Genomic DNA, 15,711 nt, shown 5'->3' with positions numbered 1-15,711 from the left:
GCGCACTGACCGGGCACGCCCTCGGCCTCGCCCGCACGGCACGGGAGGTCCTGCACTGGTCGGAGCGGCACCGCGCCTCGACCTCGTTGCCCCCCCAACGAACCCGAGCTCGCGAAGGCGCTCACGAACCTGAGGCGGGCGAGAGCGTTCGGCCTGCCGCTGGAAGCCCTGGAACGAGATGTCCGCAGGCTCACCCTTGCCGGCGCCCAGCGCGGAAAACGGGCGGCCGCAGCGGATCCGGGCCTGCCGCTGGTCAGCTTCATCGTCCACGAGGGACGGATGACGGCGGTCACCCTGGTCGGCGGCCGCGCCCGCATGCGCGAGGTCCGGGACGCCGCCGACCAGGTCAGCACGGCCAGGCTGGCGCTGAGAGCGGGCCGCACCGCCACCACCGACCTGCTGCCGGACGCCGAAGAGGTCATCGTGGTCCCGGACGGCGTGCTCCACGACATGCCGTGGGCGGCGTTCGGCCGGACGGTGCACGTCCTGCCCTCGCTGGGGCACTGGCGGACCGGGGCGCCCCTCGGCGGCCACCGGGTGTGGGTGAGCGGGCCGAAGCTGCGGAACGAGACGAGGGCACTCCAGCGGGAGCACGGCGGCAGGGTCACGGCGTCCACGGTGGAGGCGGCGCTGGCCGGGCTGGAAGGCGCGGGCATCGCCCACATCGCGGCCCACGGCCACGTCCACCCGGGCAACCCGCTGTTCTCCCACCTCGACCTCGCCGACGGCCCGCTGTACGGCTACGACATCGCCCGGCTGGAGAACCCGCCGGAGGTCGTCGTCCTGTCCGCCTGCGAGTCGGGGCTCGCCCGCGCGTTCCTCGACGCCGGCACCCGAGCCGTGATCGCGAGCGTCCTGCCGGTGCCGGACGCGCAGGTCGGTGCCGCGATGGCCGAGGTGCACCGCCGGATCGGCCACCCCGCCGACGCCGCCAGGGCCGTCGCGCACCTCGGGTTCAGCTGCTACGGCACCGGGACCAGGGTGGCGGCGTGCAGTGCGGCCGCGAACGACGTGCCGGTGCACAGGAGCTGGGACGAACCCACGGTTGCGGGCACGTCGACGCCCAGGACGACCACGTCCACCCACGGCCCGCGCCCGGAGAACTCGTCGGGGGTGCCCACCGCCGTCACCGCGGGCAGCGCGGCGGGCCACCACGGGCGCGCGGAGCCGCCGTTGCCCGCCGCCGCGACGACGTTGCCGCCGCAGGAGGCCAGCACCGGCGGGCACGTGTCGTCGAACGAGTAGGTGCCCGACGCGACCAGCACCACCGGCACGTCGCGGGTGGCGCGCAGGGCCGCGGCAAGGGTCAGGTCGTCGCCGAAGCCGGTGGGGGTCAGCACCGGGAACGGGCGCACCGCGGCACCGTGGTGTCGCAGCACTCCGGCGACCAACGAGCCGTGCGGGGCGTCGAGAGAGGTGTCGAGCAACGTGACCGTGCCCTCACCGAGCAGGTCCGGCAGGCACTCACCGACGACCGGGCGGGAGGTGCCGATCATGATGGGGCACGAGAGGTGCACGTGGTTCGGGCTGGCGCCGACCTCCACCGCGATGTCGGCGACACGGTCCCGTTCGGACTCTTTCAGGTGTATGCGGACGGCATCCGCGACGAGTTCCTCGTGCGAATAGACGCCTCGCAAACGCTTGCGCACAGCGGGTGCCTCCGTCGGCAGGACCACCAGTTCCCCCGAACGGAGCAAGCACTCGTTCGGCCCCGCCGGATCGTGCACCAGTACCGGGCCGAGCGCACGCGACGCGTGATCGACCAGCTCAGAGAGGCTGTTCACCTGAATGGGCGCGTCCACATCGGACACGATCCCGCGCCGCGAAGCGGTCCACACGGGACCAAGGCGCAAAGTCACTCGATCCGATGACGACACTGACGGTGTTCGTACCTGATCAGGGCGACACGGACAGCCGCACAGAACCGCCCTTCCGGGTGTTTAGCGCCGAGTTGGTTCGCAAAGCGACTCTCCGGTGCTAGACATAGCCGTACGTCGACCTCTGACGGCTCTGTGGCGTTGGCGGTGACCTGCACGGTGGACGGGTGGTGATCCTGTGGCGAGTGGTGGAGCTGGCGCACTGCTGCTGCGGGCCGCTGCGCTCGGCGGGCTGACCGCCGCCGCCTGGCTGCTGGGCGGGACGTCCGCGTCCGCCGAGCCGGAGCAGCCCCCGGCCGTCGAGATCACCGTCCAGACCCCCGCGGGGGCGGAGCACCCGGCACAGGCCGAGTTCGCCTCGCCGGTGGAAGTCTCCGCACCGGCCGAGGCCCTGGCGCTGTCCGAGGACCCCGCCGCGTGGGTGCAGGCGTTCACCGCGTCGGTCGTCGAGAAGCACCAGCCGGCCGCGTTCGTGCCGCCGGTCGCCACCAGGCCCGACGAGGACGAGTCCCGGGAGGAAGAAGAGGACCCGGGCCCCGTGCTCGACTTCAGCGGCGGCTCGCACGGCGACGTGCGGTCGGGTTCCATCTCCAACGAGGCGCCGCCCGAGGTGGTCCAGGCCAAGGCCCAGCTCCGCGCCGCCAGGAAGGCCGCGAGGCTCGCCGCCGCGCTGCCACCACCGCCCGCCCCTCCTGCGCCTCCGGCCCCCGTCGTCGTGACGAAGACGGTCGTGCCGCTGCTGCCCGACCTCCCGGCGCCCGCTCCCGTGAAGGCGGAGCCCGCGCCGGCCGGTGACCTCACCTGGTCCACCCCCGGACCCGACGTGCCGCGGCCCGCGCCGCAGCCCGCACCCGTGGTCGCCACGGCCTCCGCGTCGTCCGGCCACACCGACAACTCCGGCGGCACGCGCGGCGTGCTGGCCGTTCTGACGTCGTACGACTCGCTCTTCCCGCCCACCACGTGGTCGGTCGAGGAGCGTCGCGACGGCACCTCTCCGGGCAGCGTTCCCGGGCTCCCCAGCACGTCACCCGACTGAGTCCGACAGGACAAGTCTGCCCTCTGCGCGATTTGTGACCGTTCAGTTCCGTCGCGCCAGTAACTCCTCCTGCTGATTCCCGTTGTACGCAAGGAACCCCAGTCTTCCTGACCTGCCAACCGCGCCCTGGCAGGTCGGGTCTGGTCCGAGTGCCGCGCTGCCCCCGCAGTCTCGGACCACACGGGAAACCTGCGGACGGGGGACGTCAATCCCTGGGACGTTCCCCGCCGCAGGCCTCTCGTTGGCAAGTTCGTCGGCCCGGTCTCCACCGCTGCGGGAGACCGGGCCGACGTGTCTCACGCGACGGGCAGCGACAGGTCGCCGTCCGCCGGAAACCCCGCACCGGCAACGGAAGCAGCCACCACACCCAAACGGCCCATCGCCTCGCGCAGCACTTCGGGCGGCTGCGTGTACGGCACTCGGAGCATCTGCTCGCACCCCCCGTGCACCGCGAACCGGGGACCGGGGACGAGCCGCAGGCCGTGGTTCTGCGCGACCACCGCGACACGGGTGCTGATCGGCCCGTCGAGCGTGCACCAGATGCCGAGCCCACCGGCCGGCACGTCGAAGCTCCACTGTGGACAGTGCTCGCGCAACGCCGCGACCGCCACGTCCCGCTGCGCCCGCGCCTCCTCGCGCCGTTGCCGCAGAACCGTCTCCGGAGACTCGAGCAACGCGGCCAGCACCAGCTGCTCGAACACCGGCGTTCCCAGGTCGATCGCGGCCCGCGTCGACAGCAGGCGGTGCACCAGATCCGCGGACGCCCTGATCCAGCCGATCCTCAGTCCACCCCAGTGCGACTTGCTCGCGGACCCCAGCGTCACGACGGAGTCGCCGCCGAACGCGGCCAGCGGCGGCGGCGCCGGCGAGTCGTCCAGCGCGAGCTCGACGAGGGTCTCGTCGACGACCGAGGGCGTGCGCGTCCTGCGCAGCACGGCCGAGAGCTGCTCCCGCGTCTCGGACGACATGCGCAGTCCGGTGGGGTTCTGGAAGTCCGGGATCAGGTAGGCCAGCCGGGGGCCCGCCTGCCGCAACGCCGCCTCGAACCCGTCGACGTCCCAGCCGTCCGCCAGCATCGGCACGGGCACCGGGAGGCCGAACGCCGCCCGCACGGCCTCCAGCGCGTTGGGGTAGCTCGGCTGCTCCACCAGCACCCGGTCACCCGGCCCGACGAAGAGCCGCAGCACCAGCGCCCACGCGTGCTGCGCGCCCGAGGTCACCACGATCTGGTCGGGCGAGGTCGGCAGGCCCCTCGCGGTGTACCGGTCGGCGATCCGCTGCCGCAGGACCGGCAGTCCTCGTTCGTCGTACCCGTGGGACGCGAGGTGCTCCGGCATCTGGCCCATCGCGAGCTCCATCGCGAGCCGCACCGACGGCAGCGCGGGAGGCGCGGCGCGGGACAGGTCGATCATCCCGTCGTCGGCGACACCCGTGATGCCGCCACCGCCGGACCCGACGGGCCCGTTGATCCACGACCCCGCCCCGCGCCGCGACTGGACGACCCCCTCGGCCCGCAACTGGTCCAGCGCGGCGGAAATGGTGGTGCGGCTCACGGGCAGCGCCTCGGTCAGCTCGCGCTCGGACGGCAACCGCGTCCCGACCGGCAGCCGTCCGTCCGCGACCAGCAGTTTCAGCGCTGCGACGAGGTCCACGACGCACTGCCTCGGCCCGCCGCGACGCCATTCCCCGAGCAGCCGGGCGAGGCGGGCACCGGATATACGTCCACCTGGTGGGAGCATGAAGCCAATTATGACGAATTGGCTATGGATTACCAGACCAATCTAGGCGCAACATGGCCACATGGCCTCCATGACCGCACTCCACCAGGTCTCCGTCCGGATCTCCCCCGCCCGCCGCCTCCCGCAGCTCTTCGCAGGGCTGTGGCTCTACGGCGCGAGCATGGCGTTGCAGATCCGCGCGACGCTCGGCCTGAACCCGTGGGACGTGCTGCACGAGGGCCTCACGAAGCTCACCGGTCTGAGCTTCGGCCTGATCACCGCCATCACCGGCGTGCTGGTGCTTCTGGCGTGGATCCCTCTCAGGCAGAAGCCCGGCGTCGGCACCATCGCGAACGTCGTGCTCATCGCGATCAGCGTCGACGTGACGCTCGCGATCCTGCCCGCACCGGAAGGACTCCTGCCCAGGATCGTGTTCCTGACCCTGGGCATCGTCCTCAACGCCGTGGCGTTCGCCGCGTACGTCGGCTCCCGGCTCGGACCGGGCCCGCGCGACGGCCTGGTCACCGGGTTCTGCCGCCGCACCGGCATCTCCCTGCGCCTCACGCGGACCGCGCTCGAGGTGCTCGTGCTCGGCACCGGCTGGCTGCTCGGCGGCACGGTCGGCATCGGCACGGTCCTCTACGCGCTCGGCATCGGCCCGCTCGCGCAGCTGTTCCTGCCCGCGCTCACCTGGCGCGAGCGCTCGCGGCCCGCTTGCGGATCTCCGCGTACGTGACGTCCCGCTCGTTCAGCACCTCGGCCACGATTCCCCCGCCCTGCAGCAGAGCCAGCAAGATGTGCTCCACGCCCAGGTAGTTGTGGCCGAGGTCGCGGGACTCGCGCAACGAGTTCTCGAGCGCCTTCTTGAAGTCCGGTTCGAGCGGCATGCCGAACCACCGCCGGCGCGGACCCGGCCGCAGCACACCCCTGCCGAGCGACTGCTCGACCGAGTCGATCACCTGGTCGACGTCGATCCCCAGGCCCCGCAACGCTTCCGCGTCGGCCTTGGTCAGCCCGCCCTTGCGCCGGTACTCCCGGAACGCCGCCTCCAGCTCGCCGCGCGGCAGGTCGAACCCGGCCAGCACCGGCGCGTCGAGCAGCGCGAGCAGCAGGTGCTCCACACCGACCTCGGCCGCGTGCACCTCTTCCGCCTCCCGCACCGCGGCCTTGACCGCCTCACGGGCTTCCCTGGTGAACCGCTCCGCGATCATCATCGCCCCCCGTGCTTCTTGTGGACCGCCTGGCGGGAGACCCCGAGCTCCGCCGCTATGTCCTGCCACGACCACCCCTGCGCCCGCGCACTGCGGACCTGGGCGGACTCCAGGTGTTCCAGCAGTCGCCGCAACGCGCTGACGGCCCGCAACCCGATCTTCGGGTCGCGATCCCCAGCCGCTGTGGCGAGATCCGTCGCTTCCGTCATGCTGTCAACGTACGTTGACAATCGCCGTTCGTCAACCTCGGTTGACACGTACGGTGGGCTGGTGAAGATCGAGACCGCCGAGCAGGGTGCTCCGGGACGAGTCACCGAGGACCGGATCAGGGTCCTGCCCAACGCCGTCGTCGTCCTCGACGGCGTGACGTCGCGAACGAGGCCGCCGGATCGCAACGGGGGTTGGTACGCGACGAAACTCGCCGACGAGCTGGCCCGCCTGGTCAACGACGCCGACCCGCTGACCGACACCCTCTCCCGAGCCATCTCGAACCTCGTGGAGGAGCACGGCCTCGTCGCCGGCAACTCGCCGTCCTCGACCGCGGCGGTCGTGCGCTGGAACGACGACACCGTCGACGCGCTCGTGCTGTGCGACACCCCGGTGGTCGCGTTCGGACGGTCCACACGGGTGCTCGAGGACACGCGGCTCGAAGACCTCCGGCCCGACCCCGACATCCTCCGGTGGAAGAACAGGACCGGCGGCTACTGGGTCGCGGAGGCCGATCCGGAGGCGGGACACCAGGCCCTGACCGCCTCCTGGTCCCGCGCGGAGGTCACGAGTGTGATCGCTCTCACGGACGGTGTCTCCTGTGGAGTGTCGGAGTACGGGCTCTTCGACTGGGAGGCACTCGCGGAAATGCCGCTGGGCGAAGTGCTGGACCGAATCCGCGAAGCGGAGCGCGGTGATTCGGAGCACAAGCGGTGGCCGCGCTTCAAAACCCACGACGACCAGGCGATCGCCCGAATCAGCTTCACCGCATGACGAAAGAAGCCCCGCAGAGTTCTGCGGGGCTTCTTTCGAAGAAGGATGGCCAGGGGCGGGGTCGAACCGCCGACCTACCGCTTTTCAGGCGGTCGCTCGTACCAACTGAGCTACCTGGCCATGAGAAAAGAAAGCGACCCAGACGGGACTCGAACCCGCGACCTTCGCCGTGACAGGGCGACGCGCTAACCAACTGCGCCACTGGGCCTTGCTCTTGCAGATCTTACAGTACTGCATTTTACTGCGTGCCCCCAACGGGATTCGAACCCGCGCGACCGCCTTGAAAGGGCGGGATCCTAGGCCGCTAGATGATGGGGACTAGCTGGTCTCTGGAAGCATCGTAAGCATATGCCATAGGTCCGCGCACCTCCAAAACGGGGGTCCTACTTATGCGCTGACCTGCTCGAACAGGCTCCGGAGCCGGATCGGCCAGATCAACAAATGCCTGTTCAGGGCCTGTCGGGCCGTTCACGCGGGTTCGGACGCAGTTTGTGATCCAGGCAACTCCCAGCCCGCAGACGCGACGCAGGGCAGCACGTGGCCCAGGACTTCGCGGATCCGCTGGGGGAAGTCCGCGCACGCCGTGGTCGTCGAGGAGATCAGCCGCGAGCCGAGGGCCGCGCTGCACAACGTCCGCGCGACGGACTCGGGATCGACGCCCGCACGGAGGTCTCCCCGCTCCGCCGCCTCGAACAGGTACCCGGCGACGACCTTCTCCCACAGCGCGTGGGTGCCGGGGACGCCGGGATGACCGACCTCGCGGTCGGCGTTGAGCCGGACGCCGGCGCGCAGCACGACGTCGGCGGACATCCTGTCGGCGGATTCGGCGAACATCCCGCACAGGGCGCTCAACGGGTCGGCGCCGCGTTCGCGCCACGACTCCCGCATCCGGGCCCACGTCTCGCCCTGCCGCTCGACGAGGACGTCGGCGACCGCTTCCTTGAAGGAGAAGTGGAAGTAGAAGGCGCCCTTGGTCAGCCCGGCGCGCGCGAGCACGGCGCTCAGCGACGTGCGCTCGTAGCCGAGCCGGTCGAACTCCTCCGCGGCGGCGTGGAGGATCGCCTCCCGCGTCGCGACCGCCCGGTCCTGCTGGGGCATGGGCTCAGGTTAGCCGTTGCCGCTAAAGAGACCCGTGGGTATGTTTCGAGATGCGGCCCTGTCCCGCAGGCGCGCTCCGGGGGGTGCGCGCCTGGAGTCAGGGCCGCATTCGCGTGCCCATCACCTCACCGCTGCACCGGAGGCGTCGCGCCGTCCTCGCCCGGTGAGAGGCCCAGCATGTCGAGCAGCATCCGGCAGTCCTCGGTGCCGAGGGCGCTCCGCGCGACCGCGAGCCTCGCCCGGTGGACCTGTTCGTCGGAGATCCGCGAGGGTTCTCCGCTGCGCTGGGCCGGCACGCTCGGCCCGCCCTGCCGCGACATGCCGTCGTCCTGCGTGAACAGGAACTTCCGAACTTCCAATGACCCGCTCATGAGCACCCTCCCCGACTTGAGGTTGGCGCGAGGCTAAGCGACCTGGGACAACGGCCGCAGCCCCCCGCAGAGTGATTCCGCCGACACCCAGCGTTACTTTCCGTACAGGTGCGGCGGCTGCCTCGTGGGGAAGCGACAAGGGATGATGGACCGATGACCGACCCCACGCCGCAGCCTTCCCCCGGACCGGAAGGCCAAAACGCGTCCCAGCCGACTCCTCCGCAGGTCGACCAGGAGGAGATCCTCAAAGCGATCAGCGGCATCGACGTGAGCGCGATCGAAGCCGACATCGAGTCCGCCTTCGGTTCCCGGATGGCCGAGCTCGACAAGATGCTCGAGGGCCTCGACGAGCTGGTCAACAAGATCGAGAGCGACATCCAGAACCTGGACCAGCCCAAACCCGAGAGTCCTCAGTAGGCCCTTTACCCCAGGGGGGTATAGACTCGGAGCCCCGTACAGAGAAAGGGCTCTCATGTCCGTCACTTCCACCTACACCGTCACCGGCATGACCTGCGGCCACTGCGTCAGCTCGGTCACCGAGGAGCTGGGCGAGGTCGCCGGCGTCACGGGCGTCGACGTCGTCCTGGAGACCGGCGCGGTGACCGTCACCAGCGACCGCGAGCTCACCCGCGACGAGGTCGTCGCCGCCGTGACCGAGGCCGGGTACCAGGTCGCATGACCACCACCGAGCCTCGTCACGTCGAGCTCAGCATCAGCGGCATGACGTGCGCTTCCTGCGCGAACCGCATCGAACGCAAGCTGAACAGGCTCGACGGCGTCTCCGCCACCGTGAACTACGCGACCGAGAAGGCCAGCGTCCAGTTCCCGGGAACGCTGCGGGTGGACGACCTCGTGTCGACCGTGCGGGCGGCGGGCTACGACGCCGAGGAGCCGCAGCCGGAGGCTCCCGAGGTGGACGAGGCCGGTGAGCTGCGGCTGAGGGTCGTCCTCGCCGCGGCGCTCGGCGTGCCGGTGATCGCGTTCTCGATGGTCCCGGCGTGGCAGTTCCCGACCTGGCAGTGGGTGTCGCTGGCGCTGGCGAGCGTCGTCGTGTGGGTGTGCGGCTGGCCGTTCCACCGCGCGGCCGCTGTCAACGCACGGCACGGCGCCAGCACCATGGACACCCTCGTGTCGATGGGCGTCACAGTTTCGTACCTGTGGTCGCTCTACGCGCTGGTGTTCGGCGAGGCCGGGACGATCGGCATGCGGCACGGGTTCAGCCTCCTGCCGCGCCCGACCACGTCCGGCGACATCTACCTCGAGGTCGCGGTCGGCGTGACCGTGTTCCTGCTGCTCGGCCGCTGGCTGGAGGCCCGGTCGAAGCGCAGCGCGGGCGCGGCCCTGAGGGCGCTGCTCGCACTCGGCGCCAAGGACGTGGCGGTGCTGCGCGACGGCGTGGAGACCCGCGTGCCGATCGGCCACCTCCGGGCCGGCGAACGGTTCGTGGTCCGTCCGGGTGAGCGCATCGCCACGGACGGCGCAGTCGTCGACGGCAGCTCGGCCGTGGACCGCTCGATGGTCACCGGGGAGTCGGTGCCGGTCGAGGTCGGCGCGGGCGACTCCGTGGTCGGCGGGACGGTCAACGCGGGCGGCCGGCTGGTCGTCGAGGCCACCTCCGTCGGCGCGGACACCCAGCTCGCCAGGATGGCCCGGCTGGTCGAGCAGGCCCAGACGGGCAAGGCGGAGGTGCAGCGGCTGGCGGACCGGGTCTCCGCGGTCTTCGTCCCCGTCGTGGTGCTGATCGCGCTGGCGTCGTTCGGCGCGTGGCTGCTGGCCGGACGTCCCCTGGAGTTCGCGGTGACGACCGCCGTCGCCGTGCTCGTGATCGCGTGCCCGTGCGCGCTCGGCCTCGCGACCCCGACGGCGTTGCTCGTGGGCACCGGCCGCGGCGCCCAGCTCGGCATCCTCGTGAAGGGCCCGGAGGTGCTGGAGTCCACGCGCCGGGTCGACACGGTCGTGCTGGACAAGACCGGCACCGTGACGACGGGCCGGCTGACGCTGGTCGACGTCGTCGCGGCGGACGGCCTGTCGCGCGACGAGGTGCTGCGGTTCGCGGCGGCCGTCGAGAACGCGTCCGAGCACCCGATCGCGGCGGCGGTCGTGCGCGAGGCCGGAGACCTGCCGCCGGTGTCGGACTTCGCCTCCACGGACGGCGTGGGCGTCAGCGGTGTCGTCGAGGGACGGCGTGTCACCGTCGGCCGGGTGCGGGACGTCTCCCTCCCCCGGGAGCTGACCGAGGCCGCGGTTGCCCACACGACTCGGACCGTTGTCGCGGTTTCCCTCGACGACGAGGTCGTCGGCATCATCGCCGTGTCCGACGTCGTGAAACCGACGTCCGCACAAGCGATCCGCTCGTTGCGGGAGCTGGGCCTGCGCCCGGTCCTGCTGACCGGTGACAACGCCGCGGTGGCCGCCGAGGTCGCCGCGGAGGTGGGCATCGACGAGGTGATCGCCGAGGTCCTGCCGGCCGAGAAGGTCGCCGCTGTCCGGGATCTCCAGGCACAGGGCCGAGTTGTGGCCATGGTCGGCGACGGCGTGAACGACGCCCCGGCGCTCGCGGCCGCCGACCTCGGGCTGGCCGTCGGAACCGGGACCGACGTGGCGATCGAGGCGAGCGACCTGACCCTGGTGCGCGGCGACCTGCGGGTGGCGGCGGACGCCATCCGGTTGTCCCGCAAGACTTTGGGCACCATCAAGGGGAACCTCTTCTGGGCGTTCGCCTACAACGTCGCTGGACTCCCGCTCGCGGCGCTGGGGCTGCTGAACCCGATGATCGCGGGGGCCGCGATGGCCTTCAGCAGCGTGTTCGTTGTTACCAACAGCTTGCGACTACGGGGTTTCCGGTCAACGGCGGCCTAAGAACTTCGCGGCGAACTCTCCCCAAGGCACCGTGCGCGTGCAACAATCCAAAAGCTGACACACCCCCGGTCAGCGCCTGTGGAGATCCCCTCCGGCCCCCGCGTTCCTCCCCCTGGCGCGGGGGCCTCTCCGCGTCCAGACCCCGAAGTCGTCCCGGACCGGAGACCCACACCCCGGGGTGACCCGGCTCACAGATGTTCTGCTTCCGTGACCGAGCCGTTATCGTGTTCCAGTGCCTATCGGATCCCTCGGACGCTCCAAGTCCGGCCGTCACCGCCCCGCGGGCGAACCGCAGGCGGAGACGCTGCCCGACGAGGAGCTGACCTCTTACCTGGCGGCCCTGGCCCCGGACTCGGACAACGAGACCACCGCGTCGGGCTTCGGCAGCGCTCAGGTGTACCAGCTGCGGTTGCAGCTCATGGCCAACGAACAGCTCAAGGAGCTCGCCGCGGAGCGCCAGACGTCCCCGCAGGCGCTCGCCACGGAGTGGGTCATGCAGCGCCTGGAGTGGGAAGCGCGTCAGCGCGGCCACTAGACCGGCGCGGTGCACGAGCAGGAGCGGAGAAGGACCCTCGACCGAGCCCGGTCGAGGGTCCTTCTCACGTACGGCAGTTGCGGCGTCTTGCTGATCAGACCGCGCGGACGTTCTGGGCCTGCGGGCCCTTGGTGCCCTGGCCGACCTCGAACTCCACTCGCTGGTTCTCCTCCAGGGTGCGGAAGCCCTGACCCTGGATCTCCGAGTAGTGGACGAAGACGTCAGCGCCGCCGTTGTCCTGGGCGATGAAGCCGAAGCCCTTTTCGGAGTTGAACCACTTGACAGTGCCCTGTGCCATGAACCTGCCTCCATCGCAGGAAAGCTTGGGGCTGCACCGTGCAACCCCGGCCGTCCCGGGGGCGTTCGGCGGACTCGCTGAGAGCGCACCGCACGCCCGCGTGTCGTTCCGCGAGCGTGTGAAGCACGAACACAGAAACCACGGCCTGCGCGGGTCAGCCTAACGTGTGATTGGTCATAGCACTACTGGTCATTACCCGCCGGTTCACTGCTTCAACAGGGGTAAAGCCGCTGGTCCGAGCGGGTGATCGCAATGCCGGACGCAACGTGTTCCACCCCCTGTGCGTCTTCTCTGCGTTGATCGAGGGGATCTTGGGGAGAGCACGTGATCCGGCCACTGGTTTTGGCTTTGCTGCTGGGGTTGACCGCCTGCAGCGCCGCACCTGACGCACCTTCCGGTGCCTCGTCGGCGACCGCACCGGCCGAACAGGAGAAGGCGAAGGCGGCGCTGACCGTCACGCCGGCGTCGGGTGAGGGGATCAGCCCGGCCGGACCTTTCCAGGTCGCGGTGACGGGAGGGTCGCTCACCGCCGTGGCGCTGACGGGCGCGGACAACCGCGTGGTCAAGGGGGAGCTGACCGCGGACCGGTGGGTCGCCACCGAAGACCTGGGCTACGACAAGGTCTACTCGTGGTCCGGCTCGGCGAAGGGCCAGGACGGCGCGGAGGTTCCGGTCAGCGGATCGTTCCGCACGGTCAAGCCCAGCAAGCTCATCAGCGCGAAGCTGAACGTCGGCGACAACCAGACCTACGGCGTCGCGATGCCGCTGAAGGTGACCTTCAGCGCGCCGGTGCAGGACAAGGCGTCGGTCCAGAAGGCCATGACGGTCAGGGCCTCCGTGCCCACCGAGGGCGCGTGGGCCTGGCTGTCCGACACCGAGGCGCACTGGCGGCCGAAGGAGTACTGGAAGCCGAGCACCGAGGTCTTCCTCGACGTCAACGTCCACGGCGTGCCGTTCGGCGGGGGCGCGTTCGGCAAGAGCGACGTGCACGCGCAGTTCAAGATCGCGGACCGCGCGCTGGTGGCCAAGGCGAACACGCAGACCAAGCGGTTCGAGATCTACCGCGACGGCGTGCTGCTGCACGACTTCCCGGCGTCCTACGGCATGGAGGACGACCCGCGCGCCGTCAGCCGCTCCGGCATCCACGTGGTGCAGCAGAAGGAAGCCTCGCGGCTGATGACCAACAGGACGTTCAACTACGAGAACATCCCGGTCACCTGGGCCGTGCTGATCTCCCAGAACGGCGAGTTCGTGCACGAGAACAACGGCACGGTCGCCAAGCAGGGCAAGGAGAACGTGTCGCACGGGTGCGCGAACCTGTCCGGCCCCAACGCCAAGACCTTCTACGACCTGACGATGGTCGGTGACCCGGTCGAGGTCACCGGCTCGACGATCCAGCTCGGCGCGGCCGACCCGAGCGGTGTCGCTCCCGGCGACTACTGGGAGTGGACGATCGACTGGGCGACCTGGACCAGCAAGTCCGCCGCGACGCCCTAGGACTTCGACGCCCTAGCTCTTCTCGGTGATGGTGGGTGGCTGCGGGATCTCGTACCCCGACGGACCGACGTTGCGTTCGAGGGCCCGCTTCCACTCACCGCTCGAGATCATCTTCTCGATGGCCTTGTTGACGGCGTCACGCGATTCGTTGTCCCCCTTGGGAACCCCGATGCCGTAGCGCTCCTTGGAGAACGTCTCGCCGACGAGCTTGAGCAGCTCGGGGTTCTCCGCGGCGAACCCGGCGAGGATGACCTCGTCGGTCGTGACGGCGTCGACGTTGCCGGCCATCAGCGCGATCACGCAGTCGGAGTACTGGCCGTACTCGACGATCTGCACGTTCTGCGCGAAGTCCGTCTTCACCTTCTGGGCGGACGTGGAACCCTTGACCGAGCACAGCTTGCGGCCGTTCATGGTCGCCGGTCCCTGGATGGCCGCTTCGGTGTAGCGCACCAGCATGCCCTGGCCCGTCTCGAAGTACGGGCCGGCGAAGGAGACCTTCTCCTTGCGGGCGTCGGTGATGGAGTACGAGGCGACGATCAGGTCGGCCTCGCCGCTCTCCAGCATCGACTCGCGGGCGGCGCCGCGGGCTTCCTTGAAGGTGATGCCGGTGTCCTTCACCCCGAGCTCGTTCGCCACGTACTTGGCGACGTCCACGTCGAAGCCGACGTAGCGGCCGTCGAGCCGCCGCTGGCTCAGACCCGGCTGGTCGTAGCGGATGCCGATGGTCAGCTTCCCGGAGTCAGCACGTCCGATGACTGTGCTGGCGTCTCCGCTCCCACAGGCGGAGGCGAACACCGCAACGGCAGTCAGGAGCGCGGCACGACGGATCACGACAGGCCTTCCGGGGGTGGTGAGGATTCGTGCGCAATGCTACGGACCTGCGGCGATGATCAACTGTGACGTATGACAACTACGGAAGCCTCGACCTGCTCGGCGTCACATGCTTCCCGTGGCGCTCGATCGCACGCTTCAGATGACCGGGAGGAGCGAGCCTCCTGATCCTCCCCGGCACCAAAAGCGCAGCTCGGCGCATGATCTTGAGCCACAGGTCCGCATGCGCGTAAGGCGCGCGGCCGTGCAGTTCCAGGGCCCAATCGGGCAGCACGGAGTAGGCCAGGTGGCCCACCAGAACGCGGTAGAGCGGGAGGCCGTGCCGGACGAAACCCCGCACCGGCGGGCCGTGCAAGAAGGTGTAGATCACATCGGAATCGGTCGTTCGTGCCAAAACAGGACGCATCCGCTCGAAGTACTCGTCCATCTGGCGACGCGTCCCCGGTACTTCATCCGGGTGCAATCCGACCAAAGCCGCAGCGGATCGCTGCTCGGCGTAGTAGAGGTCCTTCTGCCGGTCCGACAGTCCGTACCCCGCACGGTTGAGAACTGTTTCGAAGCAGTAAACCTCCGAGCAATGCACCCACAACAACAGCTCGGGTTCGTCGACGCGGAACGACCTGCCGTCGACGACGCCGCGGAGGCTGCGGTGCGTGGCGCGGACCCGCGCCGAGGCGGTGGCGATCTCCTCGTCGGTGCCGTAGACGCCGAGCCCGACGAAGTCCGCGGTGCGCTTGAGCCTGCCGAGCGGGTCGGCCTGGAAGTTGGAGTTCTGCACGACACCGGCGACCGCCCTGGGGTGCAGCGCCTGGAGGTAGAGGCTCGCGATCCCGGCGATCCACATCGTCGGGTCGGCGTGCATCTGCCAGCTCACGGAATTGGGATCGGGCATGCGGACATCGTCCCGCCTCGCCAGGATGAAGGCCATGGACCTGGACCAGGCACGGGAAGTGCTCCGCAGCCAGCACCGCGCGGTGTTCTGCGCGCTGAAGCCGGACGGGACGCCGTCGATGTCGCCGGTGCTCGTCGCGCTGGACGACAACGGCGACGCGCTCGTCTCCACGCGAGCCACGGCGTACAAGACGAAGCAGGTCCAGCGGAACCCGCACGTGTCGCTGTGCGTGCTGCCGGACAGCTTCTTCGGCCGCTGGATCCAGATCAACGGCACCGCGACCGTGGTCGAGCTGCCCGAGGCGATGGACCTGCTGGTCGAGTACTACCGGACGATCTCCGGCGAGCACTCCGACTGGAACGACTACCGGGCCGCCATGGAACGCGAGCAGCGGGTCGTCCTGCGCGTTTCGCTGACCAGCGCGGGGCCGGGCAAGACAGGTTGACGATGAATCCGTAACACCGTTAGCGGGCGCAACGATTCCACGGGGACGACGGCTACCGGGCA

At 70.0% G+C, this 15,711-nt stretch carries 19 protein-coding genes and 3 tRNA genes; 11 read left to right on the top strand and 11 right to left on the bottom strand.

What is annotated here, in order from left to right; translation table 11 throughout:
* Positions 1-279: 279 nt before the first annotated feature.
* From V1227_RS30080 to V1227_RS30070, 3 genes are all read left to right on the top strand, one after another.
* The gene (locus V1227_RS30080) at positions 280-1,245 is read left to right on the top strand and encodes a CHAT domain-containing protein (protein WP_329788721.1); all 966 of its coding nucleotides are present in this window, start codon (positions 280-282) and stop codon (positions 1,243-1,245) included.
* A 152-nt stretch (positions 1,246-1,397) separates the two neighbouring features.
* A complete protein-coding gene (locus tag V1227_RS30075) occupies positions 1,398-1,871 on the top strand; it encodes a hypothetical protein (RefSeq protein ID WP_329788720.1) in 474 nt (157 codons plus the stop codon).
* A 184-nt stretch (positions 1,872-2,055) separates the two neighbouring features.
* Complete coding sequence (locus tag V1227_RS30070; protein WP_329788719.1) at positions 2,056-2,913, top strand: hypothetical protein; 858 nt, start codon at positions 2,056-2,058, stop codon at positions 2,911-2,913.
* 296 nt (positions 2,914-3,209) lie between these two features.
* Here the strand turns inward: V1227_RS30070 and yczR are convergent, their stop codons facing one another.
* Positions 3,210-4,652 (bottom strand): MocR-like transcription factor YczR, encoded by a 1,443-nt coding sequence (gene yczR, locus V1227_RS30065; RefSeq protein WP_329788718.1) that lies wholly within the window; start codon positions 4,650-4,652, stop codon positions 3,210-3,212.
* A gap of 61 nt (positions 4,653-4,713) precedes the next feature.
* On the opposite strand from yczR, the gene yczE reads away from it, so the two are divergent.
* On the top strand, positions 4,714-5,367 hold the full coding sequence (gene yczE / locus V1227_RS30060; RefSeq protein WP_329788717.1) for a membrane protein YczE: 654 nt from the start codon (positions 4,714-4,716) through the stop codon (positions 5,365-5,367).
* Here yczE and V1227_RS30055 read toward each other — a convergent pair.
* Both V1227_RS30055 and V1227_RS30050 read right to left on the bottom strand, forming a co-directional pair.
* Positions 5,318-5,845: a Clp protease N-terminal domain-containing protein gene (locus V1227_RS30055; RefSeq protein ID WP_329788716.1), complete on the bottom strand. Its 528-nt coding sequence runs from the start codon at positions 5,843-5,845 to the stop codon at positions 5,318-5,320. The two genes, yczE and V1227_RS30055, sit on opposite strands and share 50 nt — an antisense overlap.
* On the bottom strand, positions 5,842-6,051 hold the full coding sequence (locus tag V1227_RS30050) for a helix-turn-helix domain-containing protein (protein ID WP_236221877.1): 210 nt from the start codon (positions 6,049-6,051) through the stop codon (positions 5,842-5,844). Before V1227_RS30050 ends, V1227_RS30055 begins: the two co-directional genes overlap by 4 nt.
* A 61-nt stretch (positions 6,052-6,112) precedes the next feature.
* On the opposite strand from V1227_RS30050, the gene V1227_RS30045 reads away from it, so the two are divergent.
* Complete coding sequence (locus V1227_RS30045; RefSeq protein WP_329788715.1) at positions 6,113-6,823, top strand: protein phosphatase 2C domain-containing protein; 711 nt, start codon at positions 6,113-6,115, stop codon at positions 6,821-6,823.
* A 46-nt stretch (positions 6,824-6,869) separates the two neighbouring features.
* On the opposite strand, the gene V1227_RS30040 is transcribed toward V1227_RS30045, so the two are convergent.
* From V1227_RS30040 to V1227_RS30020, 5 genes are all read right to left on the bottom strand, one after another.
* A tRNA-Phe gene (locus V1227_RS30040) sits at positions 6,870-6,943 on the bottom strand.
* A gap of 14 nt (positions 6,944-6,957) precedes the next feature.
* A tRNA-Asp gene (locus tag V1227_RS30035) sits at positions 6,958-7,031 on the bottom strand.
* Positions 7,032-7,069: 38 nt separating this feature from the next.
* Positions 7,070-7,142 (bottom strand) — tRNA-Glu (locus V1227_RS30030).
* A gap of 149 nt (positions 7,143-7,291) precedes the next feature.
* Positions 7,292-7,921: a ScbR family autoregulator-binding transcription factor gene (locus V1227_RS30025; protein WP_329788714.1), complete on the bottom strand. Its 630-nt coding sequence runs from the start codon at positions 7,919-7,921 to the stop codon at positions 7,292-7,294.
* A gap of 125 nt (positions 7,922-8,046) precedes the next feature.
* Positions 8,047-8,292, bottom strand: coding sequence for a hypothetical protein (locus V1227_RS30020; protein WP_090095876.1), 246 nt, complete (start codon positions 8,290-8,292; stop codon positions 8,047-8,049).
* A gap of 153 nt (positions 8,293-8,445) precedes the next feature.
* Between V1227_RS30020 and V1227_RS30015 the strand changes: the two genes are divergently transcribed.
* From V1227_RS30015 to V1227_RS30000, 4 genes are all read left to right on the top strand, one after another.
* Complete coding sequence (locus V1227_RS30015; RefSeq protein ID WP_329788713.1) at positions 8,446-8,709, top strand: hypothetical protein; 264 nt, start codon at positions 8,446-8,448, stop codon at positions 8,707-8,709.
* 55 nt (positions 8,710-8,764) lie between these two features.
* A complete protein-coding gene (locus V1227_RS30010; RefSeq protein ID WP_329788712.1) occupies positions 8,765-8,971 on the top strand; it encodes a heavy-metal-associated domain-containing protein in 207 nt (68 codons plus the stop codon).
* Entirely contained in the window at positions 8,968-11,151 is a 2,184-nt protein-coding gene (locus V1227_RS30005) for a heavy metal translocating P-type ATPase (protein ID WP_329788711.1), read from the top strand. Before V1227_RS30010 ends, V1227_RS30005 begins: the two co-directional genes overlap by 4 nt.
* Before the next feature lie 232 nt (positions 11,152-11,383).
* A complete protein-coding gene (locus V1227_RS30000; protein ID WP_329788710.1) occupies positions 11,384-11,686 on the top strand; it encodes a hypothetical protein in 303 nt (100 codons plus the stop codon).
* Between the two features lie 94 nt (positions 11,687-11,780).
* Here V1227_RS30000 and V1227_RS29995 read toward each other — a convergent pair whose 3' ends face one another.
* A complete protein-coding gene (locus V1227_RS29995) occupies positions 11,781-11,984 on the bottom strand; it encodes a cold-shock protein (protein ID WP_030477903.1) in 204 nt (67 codons plus the stop codon).
* A 324-nt stretch (positions 11,985-12,308) separates the two neighbouring features.
* Here V1227_RS29995 and V1227_RS29990 point away from each other — a divergent pair, with 324 nt between their 5' ends.
* Positions 12,309-13,481 carry a L,D-transpeptidase gene (locus V1227_RS29990; RefSeq protein ID WP_329788709.1) on the top strand — a complete coding sequence of 391 codons (1,173 nt, stop codon included), beginning with the start codon at positions 12,309-12,311 and terminating at the stop codon, positions 13,479-13,481.
* Positions 13,482-13,493: 12 nt separating this feature from the next.
* Here V1227_RS29990 and V1227_RS29985 read toward each other — a convergent pair whose 3' ends face one another.
* Together V1227_RS29985 and V1227_RS29980 are read right to left on the bottom strand one after the other, a co-directional pair.
* Positions 13,494-14,309 carry a glutamate ABC transporter substrate-binding protein gene (locus tag V1227_RS29985; protein ID WP_329794147.1) on the bottom strand — a complete coding sequence of 272 codons (816 nt, stop codon included), beginning with the start codon at positions 14,307-14,309 and terminating at the stop codon, positions 13,494-13,496.
* An 82-nt stretch (positions 14,310-14,391) separates the two neighbouring features.
* Positions 14,392-15,204 carry an oxygenase MpaB family protein gene (locus tag V1227_RS29980; protein WP_329788708.1) on the bottom strand — a complete coding sequence of 271 codons (813 nt, stop codon included), beginning with the start codon at positions 15,202-15,204 and terminating at the stop codon, positions 14,392-14,394.
* On the opposite strand from V1227_RS29980, the gene V1227_RS29975 reads away from it, so the two are divergent.
* Entirely contained in the window at positions 15,203-15,649 is a 447-nt protein-coding gene (locus V1227_RS29975) for a PPOX class F420-dependent oxidoreductase (RefSeq protein ID WP_329788707.1), read from the top strand. The two genes, V1227_RS29980 and V1227_RS29975, sit on opposite strands and share 2 nt — an antisense overlap.
* Positions 15,650-15,711: the final 62 nt, after the last annotated feature.

The sequence above is a fragment of the Lentzea sp. DG1S-22 genome (assembly GCF_036321065.1).
In the GTDB taxonomy this organism is placed as follows: domain Bacteria; phylum Actinomycetota; class Actinomycetes; order Mycobacteriales; family Pseudonocardiaceae; genus Lentzea; species Lentzea jiangxiensis.
Note: the sequence above shows the minus strand (reverse complement) of the source record. Positions and strands in the feature narration are given on the sequence as shown.